The 24,151-nt window shown below is 41.0% G+C and carries 26 protein-coding genes and 1 pseudogene; 2 read left to right on the top strand and 25 right to left on the bottom strand.

Annotated elements, in window-relative coordinates; translation table 11 throughout:
* Positions 1-137: 137 nt before the first annotated feature.
* From adhE to SORDD15_RS09490, 19 genes are all read right to left on the bottom strand, one after another.
* Complete coding sequence (adhE, locus tag SORDD15_RS09580) at positions 138-2,789, bottom strand: bifunctional acetaldehyde-CoA/alcohol dehydrogenase (RefSeq protein ID WP_061416714.1); 2,652 nt, start codon at positions 2,787-2,789, stop codon at positions 138-140.
* A gap of 294 nt (positions 2,790-3,083) precedes the next feature.
* Positions 3,084-3,497 carry an MORN repeat-containing protein gene (locus SORDD15_RS09575; protein ID WP_061416711.1) on the bottom strand — a complete coding sequence of 138 codons (414 nt, stop codon included), beginning with the start codon at positions 3,495-3,497 and terminating at the stop codon, positions 3,084-3,086.
* Positions 3,484-3,927: a low molecular weight protein-tyrosine-phosphatase gene (locus SORDD15_RS09570; RefSeq protein ID WP_057488751.1), complete on the bottom strand. Its 444-nt coding sequence runs from the start codon at positions 3,925-3,927 to the stop codon at positions 3,484-3,486. Before SORDD15_RS09570 ends, SORDD15_RS09575 begins: the two co-directional genes overlap by 14 nt.
* Positions 3,928-3,974: 47 nt before the next feature.
* Positions 3,975-4,295, bottom strand: a complete 321-nt coding sequence (gene yajC / locus SORDD15_RS09565; protein WP_061416709.1) for a preprotein translocase subunit YajC — start codon at positions 4,293-4,295, stop codon at positions 3,975-3,977.
* A 117-nt stretch (positions 4,296-4,412) separates the two neighbouring features.
* On the bottom strand, positions 4,413-6,389 hold the full coding sequence (gene tkt / locus SORDD15_RS09560) for a transketolase (protein WP_061416708.1): 1,977 nt from the start codon (positions 6,387-6,389) through the stop codon (positions 4,413-4,415).
* A gap of 113 nt (positions 6,390-6,502) precedes the next feature.
* Positions 6,503-7,594: an L-ascorbate 6-phosphate lactonase gene (gene ulaG / locus SORDD15_RS09555; protein WP_061416706.1), complete on the bottom strand. Its 1,092-nt coding sequence runs from the start codon at positions 7,592-7,594 to the stop codon at positions 6,503-6,505.
* Positions 7,595-7,728: 134 nt separating this feature from the next.
* Positions 7,729-9,396, bottom strand: a complete 1,668-nt coding sequence (locus SORDD15_RS09550; protein WP_061416705.1) for a BglG family transcription antiterminator — start codon at positions 9,394-9,396, stop codon at positions 7,729-7,731.
* Between the two features lie 149 nt (positions 9,397-9,545).
* Positions 9,546-10,244 carry an L-ribulose-5-phosphate 4-epimerase gene (locus SORDD15_RS09545; RefSeq protein ID WP_061416703.1) on the bottom strand — a complete coding sequence of 233 codons (699 nt, stop codon included), beginning with the start codon at positions 10,242-10,244 and terminating at the stop codon, positions 9,546-9,548.
* A complete protein-coding gene (locus tag SORDD15_RS09540) occupies positions 10,244-11,107 on the bottom strand; it encodes an L-ribulose-5-phosphate 3-epimerase (RefSeq protein WP_061416702.1) in 864 nt (287 codons plus the stop codon). Before SORDD15_RS09540 ends, SORDD15_RS09545 begins: the two co-directional genes overlap by 1 nt.
* 3 nt (positions 11,108-11,110) lie before the next feature.
* Positions 11,111-11,776 carry a 3-keto-L-gulonate-6-phosphate decarboxylase UlaD gene (locus SORDD15_RS09535; RefSeq protein WP_061416699.1) on the bottom strand — a complete coding sequence of 222 codons (666 nt, stop codon included), beginning with the start codon at positions 11,774-11,776 and terminating at the stop codon, positions 11,111-11,113.
* Positions 11,777-11,788: 12 nt separating this feature from the next.
* Entirely contained in the window at positions 11,789-12,274 is a 486-nt protein-coding gene (locus SORDD15_RS09530; protein WP_061416697.1) for a PTS sugar transporter subunit IIA, read from the bottom strand.
* A 57-nt stretch (positions 12,275-12,331) separates the two neighbouring features.
* Positions 12,332-12,610 carry a PTS sugar transporter subunit IIB gene (locus SORDD15_RS09525; RefSeq protein ID WP_061416694.1) on the bottom strand — a complete coding sequence of 93 codons (279 nt, stop codon included), beginning with the start codon at positions 12,608-12,610 and terminating at the stop codon, positions 12,332-12,334.
* A gap of 23 nt (positions 12,611-12,633) precedes the next feature.
* Entirely contained in the window at positions 12,634-14,091 is a 1,458-nt protein-coding gene (locus SORDD15_RS09520; protein ID WP_061416692.1) for a PTS ascorbate transporter subunit IIC, read from the bottom strand.
* Positions 14,092-14,220: 129 nt separating this feature from the next.
* The gene (locus tag SORDD15_RS09515; RefSeq protein WP_061416691.1) at positions 14,221-14,844 is read right to left on the bottom strand and encodes a hypothetical protein; all 624 of its coding nucleotides are present in this window, start codon (positions 14,842-14,844) and stop codon (positions 14,221-14,223) included.
* 55 nt (positions 14,845-14,899) lie between these two features.
* Positions 14,900-15,886, bottom strand: coding sequence for an RNA-binding cell elongation regulator Jag/EloR (jag, locus tag SORDD15_RS09510; protein ID WP_061416690.1), 987 nt, complete (start codon positions 15,884-15,886; stop codon positions 14,900-14,902).
* Positions 15,887-15,900: 14 nt separating this feature from the next.
* On the bottom strand, positions 15,901-16,728 hold the full coding sequence (locus SORDD15_RS09505; protein WP_167747399.1) for a membrane protein insertase YidC: 828 nt from the start codon (positions 16,726-16,728) through the stop codon (positions 15,901-15,903).
* Complete coding sequence (gene rnpA, locus SORDD15_RS09500; protein WP_000748120.1) at positions 16,703-17,074, bottom strand: ribonuclease P protein component; 372 nt, start codon at positions 17,072-17,074, stop codon at positions 16,703-16,705. The genes SORDD15_RS09505 and rnpA overlap by 26 nt, the downstream gene beginning before the upstream one ends.
* A 149-nt stretch (positions 17,075-17,223) precedes the next feature.
* Positions 17,224-18,414, bottom strand: coding sequence for an acetate kinase (locus tag SORDD15_RS09495; RefSeq protein WP_061416688.1), 1,191 nt, complete (start codon positions 18,412-18,414; stop codon positions 17,224-17,226).
* A gap of 49 nt (positions 18,415-18,463) precedes the next feature.
* Positions 18,464-19,417 (bottom strand): class I SAM-dependent methyltransferase, encoded by a 954-nt coding sequence (locus tag SORDD15_RS09490; RefSeq protein WP_061416686.1) that lies wholly within the window; start codon positions 19,415-19,417, stop codon positions 18,464-18,466.
* Positions 19,418-19,688: 271 nt separating this feature from the next.
* On the opposite strand from SORDD15_RS09490, the gene SORDD15_RS09485 reads away from it, so the two are divergent.
* Complete coding sequence (locus SORDD15_RS09485) at positions 19,689-20,276, top strand: Ltp family lipoprotein (protein WP_081102420.1); 588 nt, start codon at positions 19,689-19,691, stop codon at positions 20,274-20,276.
* A 72-nt stretch (positions 20,277-20,348) separates the two neighbouring features.
* A pseudogene (locus tag SORDD15_RS10145) lies at positions 20,349-21,698 on the top strand (IS3 family transposase).
* On the opposite strand, the gene SORDD15_RS09470 reads toward SORDD15_RS10145, so the two are convergent.
* Genes SORDD15_RS09470 through comGC form a run of 6 tightly spaced genes read right to left on the bottom strand, consistent with a single transcriptional unit; the run spans position 21,692 to position 24,151 of the window.
* Positions 21,692-22,318: a class I SAM-dependent methyltransferase gene (locus SORDD15_RS09470; RefSeq protein WP_061416685.1), complete on the bottom strand. Its 627-nt coding sequence runs from the start codon at positions 22,316-22,318 to the stop codon at positions 21,692-21,694. The pseudogene SORDD15_RS10145 and the gene SORDD15_RS09470 overlap by 7 nt on opposite strands.
* A 32-nt stretch (positions 22,319-22,350) precedes the next feature.
* Positions 22,351-22,764, bottom strand: a complete 414-nt coding sequence (gene comGG, locus SORDD15_RS09465) for a competence type IV pilus minor pilin ComGG (protein WP_061416683.1) — start codon at positions 22,762-22,764, stop codon at positions 22,351-22,353.
* Entirely contained in the window at positions 22,742-23,203 is a 462-nt protein-coding gene (comGF, locus tag SORDD15_RS09460; protein WP_061416681.1) for a competence type IV pilus minor pilin ComGF, read from the bottom strand. The genes comGG and comGF overlap by 23 nt, the downstream gene beginning before the upstream one ends.
* Positions 23,166-23,468, bottom strand: coding sequence for a competence type IV pilus minor pilin ComGE (comGE, locus tag SORDD15_RS09455; RefSeq protein ID WP_061416679.1), 303 nt, complete (start codon positions 23,466-23,468; stop codon positions 23,166-23,168). Before comGE ends, comGF begins: the two co-directional genes overlap by 38 nt.
* Positions 23,431-23,865 carry a competence type IV pilus minor pilin ComGD gene (gene comGD, locus SORDD15_RS09450; RefSeq protein ID WP_061416677.1) on the bottom strand — a complete coding sequence of 145 codons (435 nt, stop codon included), beginning with the start codon at positions 23,863-23,865 and terminating at the stop codon, positions 23,431-23,433. Before comGD ends, comGE begins: the two co-directional genes overlap by 38 nt.
* Entirely contained in the window at positions 23,828-24,151 is a 324-nt protein-coding gene (gene comGC, locus SORDD15_RS09445; protein WP_061416676.1) for a competence type IV pilus major pilin ComGC, read from the bottom strand. The genes comGD and comGC overlap by 38 nt, the downstream gene beginning before the upstream one ends.

The raw sequence follows: 24,151 nt of genomic DNA, 5'->3' as shown, positions 1-24,151 counted from the left end.
ATTTCCAAAGCATATCTCTAGAATCTTTTATAATATCTGCATATTCTCTTCATTATCAAGGTGAAACTACAATTTCAACTCTTTCAGAGTTTACAAAAAAGAGACAGGATTACCCCTGCCTCTAGGCTGATAAACGATTATTTACGACGTCCTGGACGTTCTGCGTAACCATAGTATGCATCTGCCATGATTTCTTCCATGTCAGCTACCATCGGCAAGCGTGGGTTTGCAGGTGAACATTGGTCTTCATAAGCAAGCAAGGCAATTTCATGCAAGCTGTCTTTCCAAGCTTTTTCATCAATTCCAAAGCCTTTGAAGTTCATTGTGATTCCAACTGCTTCACCAAGATCGTAAACTGCTTTGGCATACGCTTCAACCGCTTCTTCTGGAGTTGAGTGAGGCAATCCAAGCATTTTCGCGATGTCTTGGAATTTCTCATCAGCTTTCCAGTAGTTGTACTTAGGCCATGTAGTTGTCTTAGATGGGCGAGTACCATTGTAACGGATAACGTATGGAAGCAAGATTGCATTTGTACGTCCGTGAACAGTATGGTGAACACCACCAATCTTGTGGGCCATTGAGTGGCTCATACCAAGGAAGGCATTGGCGAAGGCCATACCAGCCATTGTAGACGCATTGTGCATTTTCTCACGAGCTTCTGGATCAGCTGTCTTAACTGATTTTTCCAACCATTCAAAAACAAGTTTGATTGTTTGAAGGGCGATACCGTCTGTGTAGTCGTTAGCAAAGTTTGAAGTGTAGGCTTCAGTAGCGTGAGTCAAGACGTCCATACCTGTATCTGCAGCGATGAAGTCTGGAACTGACTCAACCAAAGCAGGGTCAACAATGGCAATAGTTGGTGTCAATGAGTAGTCAGCCAATGGGTATTTGCGGTTGTTTTTCTTATCAGAGATAACGGCAAATGGTGTTACTTCTGAACCTGTACCTGAAGTTGTTGGGATACCGATGTACTTCGCTTTCTTACCAAGTGATGGGAAGCGGAAGGCACGTTTACGGATGTCCATGAATTTTTGAACCAAGTCACGGAAGTCGATTTCTGGTTGTTCATAGAAGAGCCACATTACTTTGGCCGCGTCCATCGGAGAACCACCACCAAGAGCGATAATGGTATCCGGTTCAAATGCTTTCATCACTTCGGCACCACGTTCTACAGTTGTGATGTCTGGATCTGGTTCAACATCTGAGAAGACTTGGATCGTTACACGGTTACTACGTGCATTCAATTGATCGATAACACGTTGAACAAAGCCAAGTTTTTCGATCGATTTGTCTGTAACAATCATAACGCGTTCAATATCTTCACATGTTTGAAGGTATTGGATAGAATTGCGTTCGAAGTAAATTTTTGAAGGAACTTTAAACCATTGCATATTATTTCTACGTTTCCCTACTTTCTTTATGTTTAGAAGGTTGATCGCACTTACGTTATCACCGACTGAGTTGCGTCCGTATGAACCACATCCAAGTGTCAGTGATGGGATGAAGGCATTGTATACGTCACCGATACCACCGAAAGTAGATGGAGAGTTCCAGATAATACGCATTGCTTTGATTTCTGTACCAAAGCGTTTAGCAAGAGCTTCATCTTTTGTATGGATAGCTGCTGAGTGACCAAGTCCGTTAAACTCAACCATTTGACGAGCTTTTTTAAGACCGTCTTCTGTATCTTCAGCTTTTAGGACAGCGATAACTGGTGACAATTTTTCACGAGTCAATGGTTCTTTTGGCCCTACTTCTGCACATTCTGCAGCCAAGATGTTTGTTCCTTCTGGAACGCTAAATCCTGCTTGTTCAGCAATCCATGCTGCTGGTTTACCAACGATGTTTGCATTTAGTTTAGCACCTGCACAGTTTTTGCTGTTAGCTTTCACGCCAAAACAGAATTCTTCAAGAAGTGCTTTTTCTTTCTTGTTTACAAAGTAAGTGTGGTATGATTTGAATTCTTCTACAAATTCGTCATACACTTCTTTATCAATGATAACTGCTTGTTCTGATGCACAGACCATCCCATTATCAAATGATTTAGACATAACGATGTCATGAGCAGCTTGGCGAAGGTCAGCAGATTTTTCTACATAGGCAGGAACGTTTCCGGCACCTACCCCAAGAGCTGGTTTCCCGCATGAGTATGCAGCTTTAACCATAGCATTCCCACCAGTTGCGAGGATAGTCGCAACACCTTCATGGTTCATAAGTGCTCCAGTTGCTTCCATAGATGGCTCTGTAATCCATTGAACACAGTTTTCAGGAGCACCAGCTGCAATGGCTGCATCACGAACGATTTGTGCAGCGTGAGCTGATGATTCTTGAGCTGATGGATGGAAAGCAAAAACGATTGGGTTACGTGTTTTCAAGGCAATGAGTGATTTGAAAATCGCTGTTGAAGTTGGGTTTGTTGTCGGAGTGACACCACAGATTACCCCGACAGGTTCCGCAATCTTTGTCAAACCTGTAATTGGATCATCTTCGATAACTCCAACTGTTTTAACTCCACGCATATTGTTCACTACGTGTTCGCAGGCAAATAGATTTTTTGTCGCCTTATCTTCAAATACTCCACGACCAGTTTCTTCAACTGCATGTTGTGCAAGGATACCGTGCGCGTCAAGTGCGGCAACCGAAGCTTTTGCCACGATGTAGTCAACTTGCTCTTGGTTCAACTTGCGCATTTCATCAAGCGCAACCAAGGCTTTTTTCACGAGACCGTCGACATGCTTTTCAGCAGCAAGTTGTTTTTCCTCTGGTGTTACTGTTTTTTTATCAGCCATATTATCCTCCATAGCCTTTAAGGATATTATCCTTTGTTAATTTTTTCACAAGTTTATTATAACTCTTTTTTTATGCTTTGTAAACAGTTTCATAAACATTTCACAAAGAAATTTTCTAAGTTTGTGATTTTTTCTCAATATAGCTACACAAGAGAGTTTTGACTGGACGATTGTGAAATTATGAAAAATATTTTTTTATTTCACAAAGTTTTTCTAGTTGATAGTTAGTTATCGAACCCAAGTGTAGAAAGCGTTTTCTTTTTGATTTTGAAAAATAGCCTCCTCATCTGGAGACTACTGTTTTTGCTGAAAAACGCCTTGTTTAAAGGTTCCTTCATAGACAACTTCTTGCTCTGTTGTCAACCTTCCTTGACCTTCAGCCTGACCATTTACAAAATCACCCTCGTATTTCCAGCCAGATTTGGACTGGAAGGTTCCTTTACCATTGAAAGCCCCATTGTTGAAATCACCTGTATATTGGTCTCCATTTTCAAAGGTCAGGGTTCCTTGACCATTCATTTTCCCACGTACCAAGGTGCCATCATAAACAAGAGCTCCACCATCAAGTGTCAGGACACCCTTTTTAGGCGTATTTAGCAGAAATACCGAAAGAGTACAGAGTGCTATTACAACTACTGCAATGAGCTCTAACCTAGGACGAGTTAGGTAAACTCTACACTTCTCATAAAATTGTTTAAGCTTTTCCATTATCACTCTCTTTTTCTAATCGATCTAGCCAGCGTTGACATCCACTTGTGATACGAGCATAGGTTTCCTCAAAATCTCCTGTATACCAAGGATCTGGGACACTTTCAGATGCAAAAGAGTAAATCTTGTACTGTAGTTCCTGAGGACACATGTGACGCAGATCTGAAACGTTTGAAGCATCCATACCGATAATGTAATCAAACGATTCAAAGTCTTCCCTGCCAATCTGAAGTGATGTTTTATCTTTGTCATACGGAATCTGATATTGCTGGAAAATTCCTTGCGTTCCCTTATGAATCGGATTGCCATGTTCCCATGATGACGTTGCACGACTCTCAACGTGGTAATCGCTCGTCATGGACTTCATCACAAACTCTGCCATGGGGCTACGACAGATATTTCCTAGGCAAACAAATACTATTTTTTTCATCCCTTTTCCTCTCGTCTCATAGAAAAACGGGAGTGACAGGTCCCGTTTTATTCTTCGATTGCTCCGCCTTCGTCAACAACTGTTCCTTCTGGTGTCACAGCTTCTTTGAGTGGCAAAACGGTCTTAATTGCAGCCAATTCAAAGGTCAAATAAACGCCATCTACATCCAGTACGATTGTACCTTTCTCAGTATCTACTTCATCAACTGTTCCGTAAAGCCCACCAATTGTAATGACTTCATAGCCTTTTTGAAGCTTGTTCAAGCTTTCCATACGCTTTTGTGCTTGTTTCTTTTGAGAACGTTGCATAAAGAACATCAAGGCCATCATACCTACAAGCATGATTAAAAAAGTAATATTTGGATTCATTGTTTTCTCCTTTGTCTTTTACATAGGACTACTATATCAAATTTCAACTGTTTTTACAAGATTGTACCTTGCTTTTATGGTTATAAAAAATCAGAGTTTCCACTCTGATTTTTGTGATTATTTCAAGTTTTGAACGACTTTGACTAGATTTTCAACTGTAAATCCATACTCTGCCAATACTTTTGGTGCTGGAGCAGATGCTCCGAAGGTATCAATACCGAGAACTGCACCATCAAGACCAACATATTTGTACCAGTTTTGAGTTGCACCCATTTCAACTGCAACACGACGGCGAACTGCATTTGGAAGGATTTCTTCCTTGTAAGCCGCATCTTGTGCGTCAAAGACATCTGTTGATGGCATGCTGACTACACGGACTTTTGCAGCTTGACTAGCCAATTCTTTGGCAGCTGCGACAGCTAGATTGACCTCTGAACCTGTAGCAATCAAGATTGTATCAAAGTCGGCTGCATTTTCATAGACAACATAAGCACCTTTTGCCACTTTGTCAAAGTCTGTTCCTTCTTCGACAGTCAAGTTTTGACGGGTCAAGACAAGGGCAGTTGGTGTTTTCTCACTTGTCACTGCAAGGTACCAAGCTGCTTGAGTTTCACGAGCATCTGCTGGGCGGAAAACATTCAGATTTGGCATGGCACGAAGACCTGCTAAGTGTTCAACTGGTTCGTGAGTTGGACCATCTTCACCAACTGCAATCGAATCGTGGGTAAAGACATAAGTCACAGGAAGCCCTTGCAAGGCTGACAAGCGGACAGCTGCCTTCACATAATCAGAAAAGACGAAGAAGGTTCCACCATAAACACGAAGTCCACCGTGAAGAGCCATCCCGTTCAAGATCGTTCCCATAGCAAATTCACGAACACCAAACTGAATATTGCGGTTCAAACGATTAGCATCATCTTGAAGTCCATCCGTTTTGATGTAAGTCATGTTTGAGTGAGCGAGGTCAGCTGATCCACCTAGGAAGGTTGGCAACTTGGCAGCTACAACGTTCAAGGCATCTTGACTTGAGTTACGGGTTGCTTGAGAAAATCCGTTTTCTAAGGCTGGGAAGTCTGCTGCAGTCACTTCAACTGGATCACGTCCGTCAATGATGGCTTCTACTTCTGCAGCCAATTCTGGATGTGCTTCTTTATAGTCAGCAACTAATTTTGTCCATGCTTCATAGGCTGATGCGCCACGGTCTGCAACATTTTCTTTGAAATCAGCATAAACTTCAGCTGGGATTTCAAATGGCTCATAGTCCCAACCGAGCGCTTGGCGAGTTGCTGCAGTTTCATCTGCTCCAAGAGGAGCACCGTGTACGGCATTAGTTCCTTGTTTGTTTGGTGAACCGTAGCCGATCACAGTCTTCACTTCAATCAAAGATGGTTTGCCTGAAGCTTTAGCTGCTTCAATAGCCGCATGGATTGCTTCCAAGTCTGTTCCATCTTCAACCAAGGCAGTATGCCAACCGTAAGCATTGTAACGATCACGAACACTTTCAGTAAAGGAATCCTTTGTCTCACCATCCAAGTTGATGTCATTTGAATCGTAAAGCACGATAAGCTTGTCTAGTTTTTGCAAGCCTGCGTATGAAGCCGCCTCACTTGAGACACCTTCCATCAAATCTCCATCTCCACAGATAACGTAAGTATAGTGGTCAAAGATGTTATAGCCTTCGCGGTTATATTTGGCTGCTAAGAAACGTTCTGCTTGGGCAAAACCAGTAGCAGTAGAAATCCCTTGTCCTAGAGGACCAGTTGTAGCATCCACACCAGCTGTATGACCAAATTCTGGATGACCTGGTGTTTTAGAACCCCATTGACGGAAGTTTTTTACTTCATCCAGGCTAACATCTGCAAAACCAGACAAGTGCAAGAGAGCATACAAGAGCATCGAACCATGCCCAGCTGACAAGATAAAGCGATCGCGGTTAATCCAGTTTGGTTGAGCTGGATTGATACGAAGTTGTTTTGTAAAGAGGCTATAAGCCATTGGAGCTGCTCCCATAACCACACCTGGGTGACCTGAGTTGGCTTTGTTGATAGCGTCAATACCTAGGAAACGAATTGCATTAACAGATAGATTTGACATAGAATTTCCTTTCTATTTGAGGTGATTATTGGATCACACATTCTATTTTACCATTATATGAAAATTATCCGTATCGTGCAACATACGGATAACCTCCAGAAAAATTTTTTATATTAAAGCAAGGCTTTAAATTGGATATTCGATTCTTGCTCGAAGCAATCATCAAAACCACGTGGGTGGTGGTACTCAATCAAGTCTTTATCTTGTGGGTAGGTATATTTACCTCCAACTTCCCAGATAAATGGATGGAATTTGTATTGCAAACGGTCTTTACGCATTCTCCACAATTCGAGGATTTCATCTGTTGAAGCCATAAAGTTAGACCAGATATCATAGTGAACAGGGATGATGACTTCTGCACGCAAGTTTTCAGCCATGCGAAGAAGGTCTACAGAGGTCATCTTGTCTTGGATACCAACTGGGTTTTCACCGTAGTTGTTCAAGGCAACATCAATCTTGAAGTCTTTTCCATGTTTAGCAAAGTAGTTAGAGAAGTGAGAGTCTGCACCATGGTAGATGGTTCCACCTGGTGTTTCAAAGACGTAGTTCACTGCTTTTTGAGCCATTTCTTCGTCTGTAACTGCAAGACCAGCTAGTTCGCCACCTGTTTCGTCAGCACCATTGACTGGAAGAGTCACCAAGCAGGTACGGTCAAAGGATTCCACTGCGTGGATCTTCATGTCTTTAAGTTCAATGGTGTCCCCTGGTTTTACAACGATGATGCGTTCTTTTGGAACACCCCAACCTTCCCAGATACGACCACAGTGGTAAGGACCGATGAATTTGACATGGTCTAATTTTGGATTGTTAAGAATAGCTGCAGCTGTATAGGGATCGATATGATCGCTATGGAAGTGAGATACGAGGTAGTAGTCCAATTCGTTGATGGCAAATGGATCGATAACCATTGGTTGTACGCGCAAGTTTGGTTGCAATTTGCGAACTCCAGCCATGTTGGCCATTTGGTGACCGCGAACCATATCTTTTACTTTTTTAGTGGATTTTCCACGGTTAGACCAAAGGTCCATGACCACGTTAGCTCCACCTGGTGTTTTAATCCAGGTTCCACAGTTTCCAAGCCACCACATGGCAAAGTTGCCTTCTGGCACTACTTCTTCTTCAATTTCTTCATTGAGCCAGGTTCCCCATTCTGGGAAAGTAGCTAAGATCCAAGATTCTCTTGTAATTTCTTTTACGTTTGGCATGATAGTCCTCCTTATGAATCCCTGACTTGGGACACTTATCTTGTTTTGATACATTTAGTATACTCCCTTTTGGGCTACAAAAAAAGACCAAGAAAAACACAGGTTTGTGTTCATCATTGGACTGTCTATTAGATTTACTCATGAAAAGATTGGAAGAGTAATTCTCGATTAATCAAGCCTTGAAGCTCATCTTGAAGCTTCATTACAGTCTGCTTGTCAGAAATATAAGACGCAAGAAGATTGGAAAGTTCATCACGAAAACTCTTCCCATCCTTTCTGAAAACATTATGTTTTAAATAATCTACAATCTGTAAAATGTCCTCTGTTTCAAGAATAGGATTCACTTTTAAAATTGGAAACTTACTCTCCAGATGTTCATTCGTTGTGATGATTAAATCAACCTGAGCAATATCCTCCACACTTTTGAACTGCTCAGTAGTAAAAACTGCCCCAATTTGTTCGTTTGGAAGATAAAAACGACATTGTTTAAGTAGGAGTTTGGATACACCAACTCCCTCATCACAAATAAGGTAAATTTTCTTCGAGTTGACTTGATCCGACGGAGTGTATCTTAAAAATCCTCCTATATGGATTGTTAAATATGCAATCTCATCATCTGTTAAACTTACAAACCAAGCCTCTTCTAAAATTTTTGAACATTTCCTTGTAACAATAAAAAGATCTAGATATTTGGAGCGAATTTGCTTTGTCAATGGATTTTTAGAAAAAATACCATAGGTCTTACGAAACAAGAGCGCCTTGCAATGAATTAATAAATTACGAAGTAAATTATCCTTATTTTCGATTTCCATTTTCATTTGAGATTCGAAGCACCATATAAAATCTTCCAAGGCGACTTTCAACTGATGAAAGTCCTCACTTTCTGCATGAACATCTCTATCTTTTCGATACGAAAGCAAAAGAACAGCTATTAGAGAGATTTTAAGCTCTGATAAAGAAATACCAAAAGTATCAAAAAGTTGCAACCCCAGCTTCTGGGATACACGATATTCTATCCGTTTACGAATTAAAGAAAATTCTTTTTCAATATCGTGGTGTTTTTCTTTATATCGGGCAACATTATCACACCCCAAGAGAAGGTAGGGTAGAACCTGTAACATAAATGTCACCTCGTGATGATTGATTTTTTTCCCTAAACCTTGTTCAACTACAGGAACTTGCTTCTTTAGAAAATAATTTACCTTCTCCGACAAGAGAAGTTCACTTTGAAGGCGCTCTTTAATTTTTTCTTCAACAATTGAAACAAACGCTGAACTTCCTTCTAAAAAAATGTGATAAAGGAGAGATTGAAGATATTGTATTTTATTGAGTGAATGAGCTTGAAGATAGTAACCTTGTGATTTACTAACCTGCAAAGTAACTTGGTACTGCTCTAAACTTAACTGATAACGGATTGTATTCAGATCATTTAATACGGTATTTCGGGAAACCTCAGTTAGGTCCATCAACTTTTCAATTGTGATACGTTCCTTGGCAACGCCTATAAATAAAAGCATTAGTTGCATCCGCTCTTGTCCACTCATAACGTAGTCATAAGGATTGACCTCAGATAGTAGTTTTCTACAAGCAAATTTTTGTGATGTAGATAAACAAATACCTACTCGTGGTAAACTTATGATGTAAAGTTGTGGATCTTCTAACTCATCATTAATTTTGTCAATGTGATAATAGACTTTTCTCCTTGATTGGCCTAGTTCTTTGGAAATTGTCATGATTGTTTTAGGTGTTTCCTGGTTTAAGAGATAGAGTAATAACTCGCAACTCGTTTTATCTAATACCATTGCTCTCCTCCTATCGTTCGGAATTGATTAAAGAACAGTTCATATAGTATCACTTTTATATTATTGTTTCAATTCTAAACCTATTTTGAGAATCTATTTCAAATTTTCGACAAAAGGGAGGCTTGGAGAATACCGAGCCTCTTTTCATTTTATTTTTGGCCATAATAAGCATTTGGACCATGTTTACGGAGATAGTGTTTGTCCATTAAGTATTTAGGTGCTTCTTCTACCCGTGGATTGATCTGTTCGGTGAAGCGAGCCATTTTCGCTACTTCTTCTAAGACCACACTATGGTAAACAGCTGCCTCTGGTGTTTTACCCCAGGTAAATGGACCATGATTGCGGACAGTGACCCCTGGCACTGCCATCGGGTCAATCTCCCGTTCCCGGAAGGTTTCGATGATGACATTTCCAGTTTCGAGTTCGTAGGCAGTATTAATCTCATCAGCTGTCAGCGAACGAGCTGCAGGAATGGGACCGTAGAAATAGTCCGCATGAGTTGTTCCGTAGAAAGGAATATCGCGACCCGCTTGAGCCCAACCGACAGCTTCAGTTGAGTGAGTGTGAACAACTCCCCCAACTTCTGGAAAGGCCTTGTAGAGGGCTACGTGAGTTGCCAAGTCAGAAGAAGGATTGAGGTCTCCTTCGACTACCTTTCCATCCAAATCAGTGACCACCATATTTTCTGGCGTTAATTTTTCATAGTCAACGCCACTTGGTTTGATGACGATATAACCAGCTTCCCGGTCAATAGCCGAAACATTTCCCCAAGTGAACTTAACCAAATCGTGTTTTGGAAGAGATACATTAGCTTCACAAACACGTTTGCGTAAATCTTCTAGTAACATTAGCGTAATCCCGCCTTTTCTATCAATGGGTAAAGGAAAGCTTGAGCTTCTTGAATGGCTTTTTTGGTTTCCTCTACAGTTTCACAATTTTCAGACCACATTTCGATCAAGAAAGGTCCCTTGTAGTTGGTTTTCTTGAGCACATCGAACATACCTTCCCAGTCGACACTTCCCTGACCAAATGGAACATCACGAAATTGTCCTTTGGAGTTTTCCGTCACAGGATAGGTATCCTTGAGATGGAGAGCCGCTAGGGACTGGTGACCTAGTAGAAACTCGCTATAGATGTCATTGTGCCAGGCAGATACATTACCTGTATCTGGATAGACAAAGAGATAAGGAGAGCTGATCTCTCTTTCAACTGCCAGGTATTTCTCAATGCTATTGATAAAAGGATCGTCCATGATTTCAATAGCTAGAATCACTTGGGCTTCTTCGGCCCAGTCACAAGCCAGGCGCAAGTTTTTCAAGAAGCGCTCTCTAGTAGTTGGTGATTTTTCTTCGTAGTAGACATCATATCCCGCTAGCTGAATCACTCGAACCCCCAAGTCTTGGGCTAATTCGATACAAGCCTTCATGGTTTCAAGAGATTTTGCTTCCAAAACAGGATCGTTGGAACCTAAAGGATAGCGACGATGGCCTGAAAAGCAGATAGAGGGAATGCGAACACCAGTTTCATAGATGGCTTTGACCAGTTCCAAACGTTCTTCCTTGGTCCAGTCCAAACGGGCCAAGCGGGCATCCGATTCATCCACAGACATTTCCACAAAGTCAAATCCTAATTCCTTGGCAAAGGCTAAGCGTTCTTTCCAAGTGAAATGCTTAGGGGTTGCTTTTTCATAAATTCCGATTGGACGTGCCATAGCCTACCCCCAGATACGTCTGATTTCATCCTTGAAGGCACGCGCAGCTGCAGCAGGATTTTCTGCCTCTGTGATGCCACGACCTGCAATGAAGGTAAAGACATCCACTCCTTCAAAGAGTTTCAAGGTATCCACATCTAGTCCTCCTGTAACGGATACACGGAAGCCCATGTCGATCAATTTCTTAACCTTATTCAGATCTTTTTCACCCCAAGTTTCTCCTGCAAGGAGGGCATCCCGTGATTGGTGATAGATGGCTTGAGAAATACCCGCATCTAACCAGGTTTGGGCTTGTTCAAAGGTCCAATCTCCGTAAAGTTCGATTTGGATTTCTCCGCGTTCACCACGTTCTTCGGTGATGGCTTTGAGAGCTGCCTTCATCGTTGGAATGGTCGCACAGCAGATACAAGTCATCCAGTCTGCACCTCGTACTGCATTGTTTTTAGCTACAGTCCCCCCAGCATCGGCACATTTGGTGTCCGCAACAATGATTTTGTCTGGGAAAAGGCTCCGCAAAACTTCTACGAGTTCGCTTCCCACCTGTAGCAAGCAGACCGTACCGGCCTCGATCACGTCTACTTCGTGACCAACTGAGACAGCAGCTTTAATCGCTCCTTGAAGATCTGAATGGTCAAGGGCAACTTGTAAATTTGGAATACGTTTTGTCATGGTTTCTTCCTCTTAGCTTTCTAAGTCAAGTCCTTCAAGATAAGGACTGTTTTTGGATTCTTCGATAAGGGCTAATACTTCTTCTTCAGACTTGCAAGCTTCTAAGCGGGCAATAGAATCTTCCAATTCAAACAAGGCGATAATTTGCGGAATCGCAACACTTGTATGAATTTGCGAGCTGGTTGCTGCAAGGGCTAGCAAGACCGTTACTTCCTTGCCATCTGAGAAGGTGACAGGCTCTGTCAAGGTAATGAAAGAAAAGGCATCTCTTTTTACCCCTGCCTCTGGTCTAGCGTGAGGCATAGCCATTCCCGGCATGAGAATGTAGTAAGGGCCATATTCTTCAGTTGATTCAATAATAGCATCGTAGTATTCTGGTAAAACTGCACCACTTTCAACCAAAGGATCAATAGCTAATTTAACCGCTTCTTGCCAGCTACTTGCTGAAAGTCCGAGGCGAATAGAATTGTTTTCTGTTAAAGCTTGTTTTAAATTCATCTTTTGTCTCCTACTATGGGGAAAGTCTGGAACACATGCCCCAGACCCCCTCTTTTTTTATAATGCTTGGCTCAATTTTTCTGAGATTTCTTTGTCATCCATGAGGTTGTCAAGACCAATCAATTTTCCATTTGTCCGTCCGTCTAGTTCATGGATAAGGTGAAGAGAGGCGATGACGATATCGTAGCCTGATGCTAAACTTTTTGCTTCTCCGACACTGCAAGAGTTAACGGTGAAGTCAGATTGGCCGAGATTTCTAAGAGCATTTTCAACTTTCATTTTGATCACCATTGATGATCCCATGCCATTCCCACATGCTGCTAATACTTTAACCATGTTATTTTCTCCTTTTCTAGATTCTATGCTTCTTCTTGCACTTCGCCATTGTAATATTTATCTTTATCTTTAGCTTTTGCAAATTGCAATTGTGGAATGACTAAGAAGAACAAGCAAACCAATACAAATCCGATGATACCAAGGTATTTGAAGATGTATCCAAATCCAAGCCATGGGAATTCAAAGTCGATATTTCCATGGTAACCGCCATAAGATGCTAGATCAAGCAAGCCTACACAGAGGGCACCCAAGGCAACTTGAAGCACACCTGAGATGAAGGAAAGACTAAGCGCTGCTTTCCATCCACCGCGTTTGTCGGCGTAAACTGCGATGGCTGCATTGTCAAAGAAGACCGGTACAAATCCTGTGATGATCAGAACTGGGCTCTTGAAGAGAATCAAGAGAACGATGGTGATCAACTGACCGATCAAACCAAAGGCAAATCCTGAAAGTACTGCATTTGGTGAACCAAATCCATAAGAAGCTGCAACGTCGACCGCCGGGAAAGATCCAGGCAAGAGTTTGCTTGAGATTCCTTGGAAGGCATTGGTCAATTCAGAAACGAACATTCGAACCCCTTGCATCAATACAAAGAGATAAACTGAGAAGGTGAAGGCTGTTTGGATGATGTACATGTAGAAGTCTTGTTTAGCTGGGTTAAACAAAGTACCTGATGTGATAACTTCTTTATTGGCCATTACATCTGGACCCAAGATCAAGAGGATAATTCCGAAGAAGACGAGCATCAAAGTTGCAGATGCAATGACTGTATCGTGGAAGATAGACAAGAACTTAGGAAGTTTCAAGTTGTCCAAGTTTTCTTCTTTTTTACCAAATTTGCTTGCAACTTTATCTACAAACCAGATAGCAAATTGTTGTTGGTGACCGATGGCAAAACCACCACCACCTGTCAAGCGTTGAGTTGCTTCAACAGTCATATTTGAGCTGACTGCCCAGTAGAGACCACAGATAACACCGATGGCTAATGTTCCCCAAGCATTGCGAAGTTGTGGAACCAAGAACAAGACCATCAAGGAAACTGTTGCTGCTTGTTGCACCATGATGTGACCAGTGATGAAGAGGGTCCGAACTTTGGTGAGTTTGCGGAAAGCAACGAGTAAGATGTTAATCCCAAACCCAATCAAGAGAGCAGTTGTCGCAGTTCCCACAAAGTCTGGGAAGTCTGCTGCGATTTTATTATTGGCTGCTGCAAGACCGAAGTAAGGGTCGATAACAGCCGCACCAATTTGGAATTTAAAGTTGAGGGCTGCAAGGATGGGACGGAAGGTTGTGACCAAGCCTCCTGCACCAACGTTAAGGAGCATATAACCGACTGTCGCTTTGACAAATCCAGCATAGACATCATGAGCTGGTTTTTTTAAAAGCGCATAGCCGATCAATACTAAGAGACCGACGAAGAAGGCTGGGTTCTGCAAAATATTGCTAGAAAACCAGTTTAGAACACTTGAAATGACTTCCATAATTGTTCTCCTTTTGAATTGTTTTTGTAACTTCATTATATAATCTGAAAGCGCAAACAAAAAGACCAAGAATTACACAGCGAACTGTTCACTCTTGGACTGTATGATGAATAATAATTTGTTAAAAGTCTATCCTCTCGTCACTTCATAGTACGGGAGCAAGCGAGTATAAGCGCCTTCTAGTTTCTCCAATATCGATTCTACTGACTGATTTTCAATAAAGGAAATATCTGACTTGACCAAGGCTTTACGGACTTCCTGACTTCTCACCTTCTCGCGTAAAGTACGACGGTTCTCCTCAGTAGCCTCCATCTTATGATTTTCCCCATTTGAGTAGACTAGATAATAGATTCCTTCTACCACTGGAATTTCTAAAACCTTGGCTTGCTTGCCTAAGGTCTGTTCGTCTTTCTTACGCTCGATGAAACTGACTTCCAAAGAAATCCCAAAGTCAGCAGGTGTTCCATACAAACGAAGAGCCATCATAGGTTCTGTCACTTGTCCATCTCTCTGTAGATAAGCCCAGAAATGCGGTCGCAAACGCTGCGCTTGGTTCATCCACTGACTAGTCTGTTGGAGTTGCCATTCTGGATGATTGGCTTGAAAGGTTTTAGCCAGTTCTGTGAAAGCCTTTCGGGCTTCTTGACCTTTTTGCCGCAAGACCGACATCTTTTCTCTTTCATCGCCAGCTTTATCAGGATTACGGTACTGGACTCCTGCAAATGATAGGTATTCTCTAACTGCTTTCAGCATATCTGAATCTTTCCTTTCCTAGCAAAAAATCAGGATGAACCTGATTTTGCTTTGCTTATTCTGCATCTACGACAACATAGCGATTTGGCTCGTCACCTTCAGAGTAACTCGTCACGCCATCCATGCGTGAAATAATGCGATGGATAATCTTGCGTTCGCTATTTGACATTGGATCTGTTTGTTGGCTACGTCCTTCTTCTAAAACGCGAGTCGCCAATTTTTGAGCGTAGGTTTGCAAGACTTCTGCACGGTGCTCAACGTAATCATTGACATTGATTGTGATGTAGAAGGTTCTTGAATAGCGATTGTAAAGGTAATTTTGCGCTAACAGCTGAAGAGCTTTCAAGACTTTTCCGTGGTAGCCGATGATACGACCTGGCTCGTTAGTGTCAATTTGAAGATTGATAGTGCGGCGATTGTAGTCGCTTGAAATCGTCCCTTCAACATCCATATCATCCACAATGGTTTGAACGTAGCTAGCTACTTCAGTTGCCACTTGTTCGATGTCATAACTTGGTTCTACTTTCAAGCCTAAATCTTCCAAAGATTGACTTGTTGCTTCCTGGGTTTCAGTTTCTTTTTCTGGAGCAGATTCCACTTCCTCGGTAGTATCCTCTGGTTCCAATTCATTTAAAATTGAAATATGGCCTGTTTCTTCCAAAATCGTGCTGGCGTGCTTTTCATTTTTCAGGATTTCAGCCTTGACCTCTTCAGAAACACCTTGACCTTCTTCTTCAATCTTCTTGATCGCTTCAACTACATGCCCCAAATCAACAGTTGCTTCACTTACTGTTTTCACGGGTTCATTTTTTTCATTAACTTCTTTTGGAACACCCTTGACGGCCTGCTGATTGGCTTTGATTACTGTCGTTTCACTAATGGCTTCGATATCAACTTGAGCTGGCTTCTTACCAAACAAGCCTAAGAATCCTTTTTTCTCTTTCGAAACAACCTTGATGTGGGCCTTCATTCTTGGAATATTTAATTCTTTCAACCCTTTTTGGATTGCTTCTTCAACCGTTGAACCTGTAAATAATACCATTACCAGATTCCTCCTTATTTTTTCTTTTTCTGTGCTTTTTTCAAGGCTTTTCTCTTCTTGCCTTCCAAATCCTTCTCTGCTTGCGCCACTGCTTCTCTTTCAGCGATAATCTTGAAAGGATTGTTCAAGAAATAGGTTTGCAGAACTTGGTAAGCATTGGATACAGCCCAGTACAAGGCTACACCACTTGGGGCGGAGATGGCAAAAACAAAGATCAATACAGGCATACCATACATCATCCCTGTCGTAGCTCCACTTTTTTCGGATAAAGCTTTATTTGATAACCAGCTACTCAAGAAGGTAAAGACTGCCGCCAAAATCGGAAGGACAAAACTGGTATCCACTCCTCCCAAATTAATCCATAAAAAGTGACCTGTTTTCAAAAAGTCTACTCGACTCAAGGCTTGAAAGAGCGCCAAGAGAACCGGCATTTGTATTAAAATCGGCCAGAGAGAGGATGAATGTTTGATTCCTAACTCTTTATAAACCTTGCGCATCTCCTGGTCTAGCTGGGTTCTACTTTCCATATCACGACCCGGATATTGCTCTCGCAAAGCCTTGATGCGCGGTTGAGCCTCTTGCATTTTTCTAGAGGCAACCATCTGTGTCTGAAAGACCGGCAATAAAATCGTCCGAATCAAAATCGTGAAGAGGATAATCCCCACTCCGATACTAATGTCAAAGGACAAAAAGCGGATAATTTCAGCAAAAAAATAGACGAATTTGCTCCAAAAGTCTGTCGAATCTGCTGTTATATCGCTAGCTGTACCATTTGTTGCACAGGCTGTCATGATAAACAAGGACAAGCCCAACAAACTAGTCAACTGTAGTTTCTTTTTCACTCCCATTTCCTTCCTGGTAAATCTTTGATAACTTTAATACGTGGAGTAGGTTTTTCTCCATCTCTGCATATTCTAAGGTTTCCACCCCTTTTCGGGCAATTACGACAAAATCAACATGCTCTACTAAACTCCCTTTTACACTTTGTAGAATGTGCCGGATTCGTCTCTTAATTTGATTTCTGGTAACTGCATTCCCCAGCTTTTTGCTGACGGACAGTCCTACTCGAAAATGGTTTTGCTGGTTTTCCAATTGGTAGACAACAAATTTTCGATTGGCAAAACTTGTTCCGTCCTTGAAAATCGCCTTAAAATCTTTCTCTCTTTTTACACGAAAGCTTTTCTTCAAAACTCAACTCCATCTATTAAATTACTACTATTATACCATATTTTTTGAAAAAGCCAATAACAGCAAGGTTTTAGACATTTTCTACATAAAAAAAGCTGGAAAATCTCTTCTCCAACTTCTTTCTACAATCAAATTTTACGTGTATTTACTTATTTTTTCAAGCGCTCAACATCGCGTGCAATCACCAATTCTTCATCTGTTGGAATAACCAAGACACGGATTTTCGCTGCGTCCGTTGAGATGTCTCCCGTTACGCCAAAGACGTTCTTTTCTGGATCCACATCACAACCAAACCAAGAGATACCTGAAATGACATCCTCACGAACCAAAGCTGCATTTTCACCGATACCTGCTGTGAAGATAATCGCATCTGCTCCATTTAGGACTGCAAGGTATTGGCCGATATGTTTTTGGATACGATCGACATACATTTCATAAGCCAAAGTCGCATCATGGTCTCCTGCTTCCATGGCAGCAATCACATCACGCATATCGCTTGACTGACCAGAAACTCCCATGAGCCCTGATTCACGATTGAGAACGCGACTAATATCTTCAGGGGTATTGAAATCCTCTGTATATTGCATGAGATAAGGGATGATAGCAGGGTCAATATCTCCTGTACGAGTTCCCATCATCACACCGCCGAGTGGTGTGAATCCCATAGAAGTATCCACAGACTTCCCACCCTTAACAGCTGTGATAGAAGCCCCGTTACCAATATGGCAGGTAATCAATTTCAAATCTTCTATAGGACGGCCCAGAAGTTTCGCTGCTTCTCCTGCAACAAACTGGTGGCTTGTCCCGTGGGCACCATATTTACGAACCTTGTTATCTGTGTAGTATTTAGTTGGTAGAGGATAGCGATAAGCCTTCTCTGGCATGGTTGTGTGGAATGAGGTATCAAATACGACAACACTGGTAATATCTGGCAGCAGTTCCTTAAATGCGCGAATTCCAGCTGCGTTAGCTGGATTGTGAAGAGGAGCCAAGAGTCCCAATTCCTCAACTTTTTCTAACACATCCCCCTCAACAACTGTTGATTCCTTGAAATATTCACCACCTGCAACGACGCGGTGTCCGACACCTGTAATCTCATCGTACCCTTTGATAATGTCAAAACGAATCAAGTCATCCAATAAAATTTTAACGGCTTGTGTGTGGTCTTCAATATCAAGAATTTGTTGCTCCGAACGACCGTCAAATTTTACAGTTGAAATTGAATCTTTCAAACCGATACGTTCAATCAAACCTTTCGCCAAAACTTTCTCTTCTGGCATTAAGTATAATTGCCATTTTAAACTTGAACTTCCTGCATTGATTGCAATTGTTTTTGTCATAACAAGACTCCTCTTTTAAGCGTTTTCATCTATTATAACAAAATCTATTTTATATTTCAGTACCTTGAGTCCATTTTTGAAAATTTTCTTTAAATTTCATTAAAATACTTGCATCTTGCAAACTAGCAAGTGGATAAACAAAAGGCTCTACCGCTACTTCTCTTTTTTTCTGTAAGACAAAAATACTTTTAGCTTGGCTTGCAGTTGAGAAAATATCCTCTGGCAGAGCGATGATAGCAGCCAGACTCACTTCGTCTTTGAGCCACCCTTTTAACAAATCACTTTGAGGGCTGGTCAATAAATCACTCGGAGCTAGAAAAATAGCATAGCCATCTGACTTAAGGTACTTGAGGCCTTGTTCCATCAGCAAATGGTGGGCATAGGTATGCTCTTGACTAGAAGCCACTTGATAGCGAGAAGCGATGGCATCGTCTGGGTAATAGCCTACAGGCAAGTCGCTGATGACCACGTCGCTTTCTTTAAGCATTTGCGGACGAACAGCATCTCCTTGGACAAATCCAGCCTGTAAACCAATCACATCTGCTATACTGGCTGCCAAATCAATCAGCAAGTCATCCACTTCGATTCCCAAGTAATCTACTTTTTTAGCGAGAGAAGTCAAGAAAGTAGCCCCCAAAATCCCCATACCAGAGCCTATTTCGAGGATGCTAATTTCCTCTTTGTGAAGCAACTCTTCTACAACAAGTACCAAGAGGAGGGAGATGGCATCTGGTGTAAACTGGTGATTGGCCTGTAAAGGTTCCGTTTGTCCTGCCTTCATCAAGAGAAACTGGTAAGTCTTGAGCCACTCTTCCTTGCGAAGTGCTAAGCGTTTAAGGGCTTGATTGTTCTCTTTGACCTGTTCTAGTTCGGTCTCGCCATCTAGGTAGATACTATTTTGCTCTACCAAGGCATCATAAAAGTTGGTCGCCAAATCACTTTGGATGACTTGGACATTCTCTAGTAAATACGTATAAGCTTGTTCAATTTTTTCAAAATCCATATTCCTATCTTATCAAATTTCCCTCCTTTTTTCCATTCAGCATCAAGAATGCGTGTTTTTTGCATGAATAAACTCAAATTGGAGGCAGTTATACAAAAAATAGAGGGAAATTTTAAAAATTGCAGATCTAGAATTTGATAAATATGTTTTTGGATTTAAGAAAGAGGCGGATAGAACATGTTAAGGATTGCATTTTTTAATAAAATATATTAAAATATAAAGAGACGTGCAAAAAAACTGAACCACGTTAAAAGCTGATAGAGAGAGAAAAATGAAAAAAATTACAACTATTCTTTTTGTTGGTTTAGCTTCGATTGCTTTGGTTGCTTGTTCATCAAAAACTGAGAAGAAAGAAGCTTCAAAAGCTTCTGAAGCAAAAACTGAACAAACTTCTTCATCAACTACTACAGAAGACCAAAATGTTTCTTCTGAGTTTAAGGCTGCTTTAAAGAAAGCCAAGTCTTATTCTAAAACAGCTCATCTTTCAAAAGAAGGTATGGTTAATCAGTTGACAGAATTTGAAAAATTCCCTGAAGATGCTGTTCAATATGCAGTTGAAAATGCTGGTATTGATTGGAAAAAAGAGGCAGTTGAAAAAGCTAAGTCTTATTCCAAAACAGCTCATCTTTCAAAAGAAGGTATGGTTAATCAGTTGACAGAATTTGAAAAATTTACTGATGAAGAAGCTAAATATGCAGTTGAAAATGCTGGTATTGACTGGAAAAAAGAAGCAGTTGAAAAAGCTAAAAGTTATCAAAAAACTGCTGGCTTATCAAATGAAGCATTAAAAAATCAGTTGACAGAATTTGAAAAATTTACTGATGAAGAAGCTCAGTATGCAGTAGAACATTTAGAATAAAAAGCAGGACTGAAAGTATGAACTGCACTCCAAAAGTTAGACAAAAAAATCTAACTTTTGGGGTGTTTTATTATGAAATCGAGTTATGAATATAAAGTTCAAATCTATGAACTAAGAAAACAAGGAAAAAGCTTCAAGCGACTGTCAGATAAATATGGAATGAACCTTTCAAATCTTAAGTACTTAGTCCGATTGATTGATCGTTACGAAATAGAAATCGTCAAAAAAGGGAAGAGTCATTATTATTCTCCAGAACTAAAACAAGAAATGATGGATAAAGTTCTGTTGGAAGGTTGTTCACATAGAAGTGTTAGTCTTGATTATGCTCTTCCAAGTAGTGGATTACTTTCGAATTGGCTGGCACAATACAAAAAAACGGGTATACTATTGTTGAGAAAACAAGAGGGAGACCAGCTAAAATGAGACGTAAACGGAAGAAAAATCGGGAAGAAATGACAGAACTAGAGCGACTTCAGGAAGAGAATGAATGCTTACATACTGAGGTGGCCTACCTAAAAAGTTAAAAGAGTTAGAGGAAAGGGACGAGGCCTTAGAGCGAGAAAGGCAGAGACAATTAGAGAAATGGTTTCAGGAGGATTTCGACTAGATTTGCTTCTTGAAACAGCACGTTTAGCTCGCTCAACCTATTATTACCACTTAAAACAGCTGGATGGGGTTGATAAAGATAAAGAGTTTAAAACCGAAATTCAAACCATTTATAATGACCATAAAGGAAATTATGGCTATCGTCGGATTCACTTGAAACTAAGAAATCGTTGTTATGCGGTCAATCATAAGAAAGTTCAACGATTGATGAAGGGCCTTGGTTTAACAGCTCGTATCCGTCGAAAACGGAAGTATTCTTCCTACCAAGGAGAGATTGGCAAGAAAGCAGAGAATCTTATTCAACGCCAGTTCGAAGGAGCGAAACCGATGGAAAAGTACTATACAGATGTGACAAAGTTTGCCATTCCAAATAGCACACAGAAACTCTATTTATCGCCAGTTTTAGATGGCTTTAACAGTGAAATTATTGCTTATAGTCTATCTACTTCGCCTAATTTGAAACAAGTGAAAACCATGTTGGAACAGGCATTCACAGAGAAACACTACGAGAATACGATTCTCCATAGTGATCAGGGGTGGCAATACCAACACGATTCTTATCATCGGTTCCTAGAGAGTAAGGGAATTCAGCTATCTATGTCACGAAAGGGCAACAGCCCAGACTACGGTATGATGGAGTCCTTCTTTGGTATTTTGAAATCGGAGATGTTTTACGGTTATGAGAAGCATTTTAGGTCTTTAGAAGACCTTGAACAAGCTATTGTGGACTACATTGATTACTAAAACAACAAACGAATCAAAGTCAAACTAAAAGGACTTAGCCCTGTACAATACAGAACTAAATCCTTTCAATAATTATTTGTCCAACTTTTGGAGGTCAGTACATAGTCAGCGAGTGATTTTTGGGCTACTGTTAAAAAGAGCTCTGCGTAATTTCCTAGGAAAAGACCTTCTGCACTGTAGAGAATCTGACTGCCAATGCTCGAAAAATCATTCTGAGCGAGCTTGGTTTCCAGTTCAGCTAAATCAAAACCATGATGGTTGGTATCTGTCTTGACAAAATCAGCAATGAGGACTTGTCCATTCTTCCTAAGGTGATGGCGAAACATGGCAAGAGTCGCATCTAGATCAGGCATATGATGAAGAACCCGACTGACTACAATTAGGTCAAATTCTTGCTCCAAAGGATTCACCAGTAAATCCTGCTCCAAAAACTGGATATTCTTGATATCTTGCTGGTCTGCTTTCAAACGTGCTTGCTCCAGCATTTTCTCTGAAATGTCTACAAGGGTAACCGACTTGGCCTGCTGAGCCAGGGGCAAGGCTAATAGACCCGTCCCACCACCAAAGTCCAATATTTCCTTGTCTGGTAGAAGAGCGATTTGTTTTTCAACTGCTTGACAAACCAAATTTGCAAGAAAGATATTTTTGGGCGAATCAAAAGTTTCTGCTTTGTGATTAAAATCATGTTTCATATTTTTAGTTTAACACAAAGAAGTTAAATTGACTAGGATTTGTCTTTCTTTTCAGGCTTTTCTTCTGATTTTTTCTTCCCTGCTTGATTGCTTGAATCAGTCGCTACCTCTTCCTTTTTAGCTGTTTTCTTTTCTTGGTTTTTCATCGGAGGAAAGAGAAATTCATAGTTGCCCTTATTCATACGAACACTTGTTGCAAAACCTGTTTTCGTATTGCGATACCTGACTTTTCCTAAGTTGAAGACTCGTTCCCCACTTTCTTGCTCAACCTTCTCTTTGCTTCGCTTGGCCATGGCAAAAGCTGCCAACTTTTCTTTGTTTAGGGCAAAATCTTTGTGATGGGCTACTTGCCGATTCAAATAAAACTGCAACAAAAGGCTAAAAATGGCTGCCATGGTGACTGCGTATAAAAGAACGCCTGCCTTAACTTTTTGTTTTTTCCACACGATAGATAAACTCCCTTTCTAAGCCCTTTTGAAATTGGAAACGAAAGCGAACCAATTGATTTTCCTCTGTAATTTGAGCTGATTTGAGTCCATAAACCATAGGTTGGTAGCCCCGTCCGCTGGTATCCGTTTTTCGAAAATCATCCGATTTAGACTTCCCTATAGAGATAGCCTTACCATCCTGCTTCATGTAGAGGCGATTGCCTTCTACCTTTTCAAACTGCGAACGCTCTAACTCTACCTCCAGTTGATCCACAAACAAGAGCCACTCCTTTTGCTCGCTTTGCTGCTGGTAACGAACTTCTGAAATGAGGAGCTGACTCATAGCTTGAAAAAGGAGCAAGCCTCCGCTAATGACGATAAGGGCAATCAGAGATTCTAAAAGAGTGAAAGCTCTTACCTTACTGCTCTTTAAGGTCGAGCAACTTCTCTGAACCATGATAAACCTCCAATCCTTTCTCACTAGCAAATACCTGGATTTCCACTCCATTTACCCTCACTTGATTTTGACCTGTTTGCAAGGCCATCTTCGCCACACGCAAGACTTCTTCCTTTTGCAAGATTTCTGCCTCTTCTTGTCTATTTTTCTGGATTTGTCCCAAAAGAAGGGTCGCAATGCTGGCAAACACAGCCAAAGCTACTACTGCTTCTAGTAAGATTACTGCCTTAATTTTTAGTTTCCTTAATGCGTTTAATTTTTCCATTTCCTAGATATAATTGATAGCGAATCGCTCCTTTGCTAGTCTGAAATTCAACCTTAGCCAGGGATGAATTGCCCCCAGCTCGGTCAAATATAATGCTTTGTCCTGATGGCGCCTGAATTTCTTTAGGAACGGTCAACTTTTGACTGCCATTGCTGATCGTCTGCCCATCTAAGTTTAGACTAGTCTTTTGCTGACTGGCTACACTGCGTTTTTGCGTTTCCCGATAGAGTTCTTCAAACTCCATAAAGAAAATCTGCTCTTCCACCGCTGCAAAACTGGACTGAACAGAACCGGACAAGCCTAAAGCAAGGATACTCACAATTCCCAAAACCAAGAGACTTTCCAGCATAGTAAAGGCCTTAATCTGCAACAGTTTGACTTGTTTTTTGTTTTGCATGGTAGTCTTTATAAGCTTTAGCTTGCTCAGCTGTGATACGACCGTCCGCTTGTAATTTGCTGAGGCTGGCATCATCATTTTTATCCAAACGATAAAGTTCTGCCTGGCTTTCTACGACCTTGACAACAGCAGCTTTTCCTTTATCATCTACGGCATCCTTTTGCTTGGTCAAATTGGGTACAAAGAGCAAGAGAAGAACGCTGATGATAAGCAAAACCACTAACATTTCTACCAAAGTGAAAGCTTTAGCCTTGGCTTTTTTTAAATTTGTCATGAGTTTTTTCAT

The organism is Streptococcus oralis (genome assembly GCF_001578935.1).
In the GTDB taxonomy this organism is placed as follows: Bacteria; Bacillota; Bacilli; order Lactobacillales; family Streptococcaceae; genus Streptococcus; species Streptococcus oralis_R.
This window is presented reverse-complemented; position numbering and strand designations above follow the sequence as displayed.

Coding starts and splice junctions, on each gene's coding strand:
- SORDD15_RS09540 (WP_061416702.1), bottom strand. CDS start 11,107: ATGGCACGTCCAATCGGAATTTATGAAAAAGCAACCCCTAAGCATTTC.
- SORDD15_RS09530 (WP_061416697.1), bottom strand. CDS start 12,274: ATGAATTTAAAACAAGCTTTAACAGAAAACAATTCTATTCGCCTCGGA.
- SORDD15_RS09490 (WP_061416686.1), bottom strand. CDS start 19,417: ATGGATTTTGAAAAAATTGAACAAGCTTATACGTATTTACTAGAGAAT.
- SORDD15_RS09495 (WP_061416688.1), bottom strand. CDS start 18,414: ATGACAAAAACAATTGCAATCAATGCAGGAAGTTCAAGTTTAAAATGG.
- SORDD15_RS09535 (WP_061416699.1), bottom strand. CDS start 11,776: ATGACAAAACGTATTCCAAATTTACAAGTTGCCCTTGACCATTCAGAT.
- SORDD15_RS09545 (WP_061416703.1), bottom strand. CDS start 10,244: ATGTTACTAGAAGATTTACGCAAACGTGTTTGTGAAGCTAATGTATCT.
- SORDD15_RS09485 (WP_081102420.1), top strand. CDS start 19,689: ATGAAAAAAATTACAACTATTCTTTTTGTTGGTTTAGCTTCGATTGCT.
- SORDD15_RS09575 (WP_061416711.1), bottom strand. CDS start 3,497: ATGGAAAAGCTTAAACAATTTTATGAGAAGTGTAGAGTTTACCTAACT.
- SORDD15_RS09570 (WP_057488751.1), bottom strand. CDS start 3,927: ATGAAAAAAATAGTATTTGTTTGCCTAGGAAATATCTGTCGTAGCCCC.
- comGF (WP_061416681.1), bottom strand. CDS start 23,203: ATGGTTCAGAGAAGTTGCTCGACCTTAAAGAGCAGTAAGGTAAGAGCT.
- SORDD15_RS09515 (WP_061416691.1), bottom strand. CDS start 14,844: ATGCTGAAAGCAGTTAGAGAATACCTATCATTTGCAGGAGTCCAGTAC.
- comGC (WP_061416676.1), bottom strand. CDS start 24,151: ATGAAAAAACTCATGACAAATTTAAAAAAAGCCAAGGCTAAAGCTTTC.
- SORDD15_RS09520 (WP_061416692.1), bottom strand. CDS start 14,091: ATGGAAGTCATTTCAAGTGTTCTAAACTGGTTTTCTAGCAATATTTTG.
- SORDD15_RS09470 (WP_061416685.1), bottom strand. CDS start 22,318: ATGAAACATGATTTTAATCACAAAGCAGAAACTTTTGATTCGCCCAAA.
- tkt (WP_061416708.1), bottom strand. CDS start 6,389: ATGTCAAATCTATCTGTTAATGCAATTCGTTTCCTAGGTATTGACGCT.
- jag (WP_061416690.1), bottom strand. CDS start 15,886: ATGGTATTATTTACAGGTTCAACGGTTGAAGAAGCAATCCAAAAAGGG.
- yajC (WP_061416709.1), bottom strand. CDS start 4,295: ATGAATCCAAATATTACTTTTTTAATCATGCTTGTAGGTATGATGGCC.
- SORDD15_RS09550 (WP_061416705.1), bottom strand. CDS start 9,396: ATGGTATTAGATAAAACGAGTTGCGAGTTATTACTCTATCTCTTAAAC.
- comGD (WP_061416677.1), bottom strand. CDS start 23,865: ATGCAAAACAAAAAACAAGTCAAACTGTTGCAGATTAAGGCCTTTACT.
- adhE (WP_061416714.1), bottom strand. CDS start 2,789: ATGGCTGATAAAAAAACAGTAACACCAGAGGAAAAACAACTTGCTGCT.
- ulaG (WP_061416706.1), bottom strand. CDS start 7,594: ATGCCAAACGTAAAAGAAATTACAAGAGAATCTTGGATCTTAGCTACT.
- SORDD15_RS09525 (WP_061416694.1), bottom strand. CDS start 12,610: ATGGTTAAAGTATTAGCAGCATGTGGGAATGGCATGGGATCATCAATG.
- comGE (WP_061416679.1), bottom strand. CDS start 23,468: ATGGAAAAATTAAACGCATTAAGGAAACTAAAAATTAAGGCAGTAATC.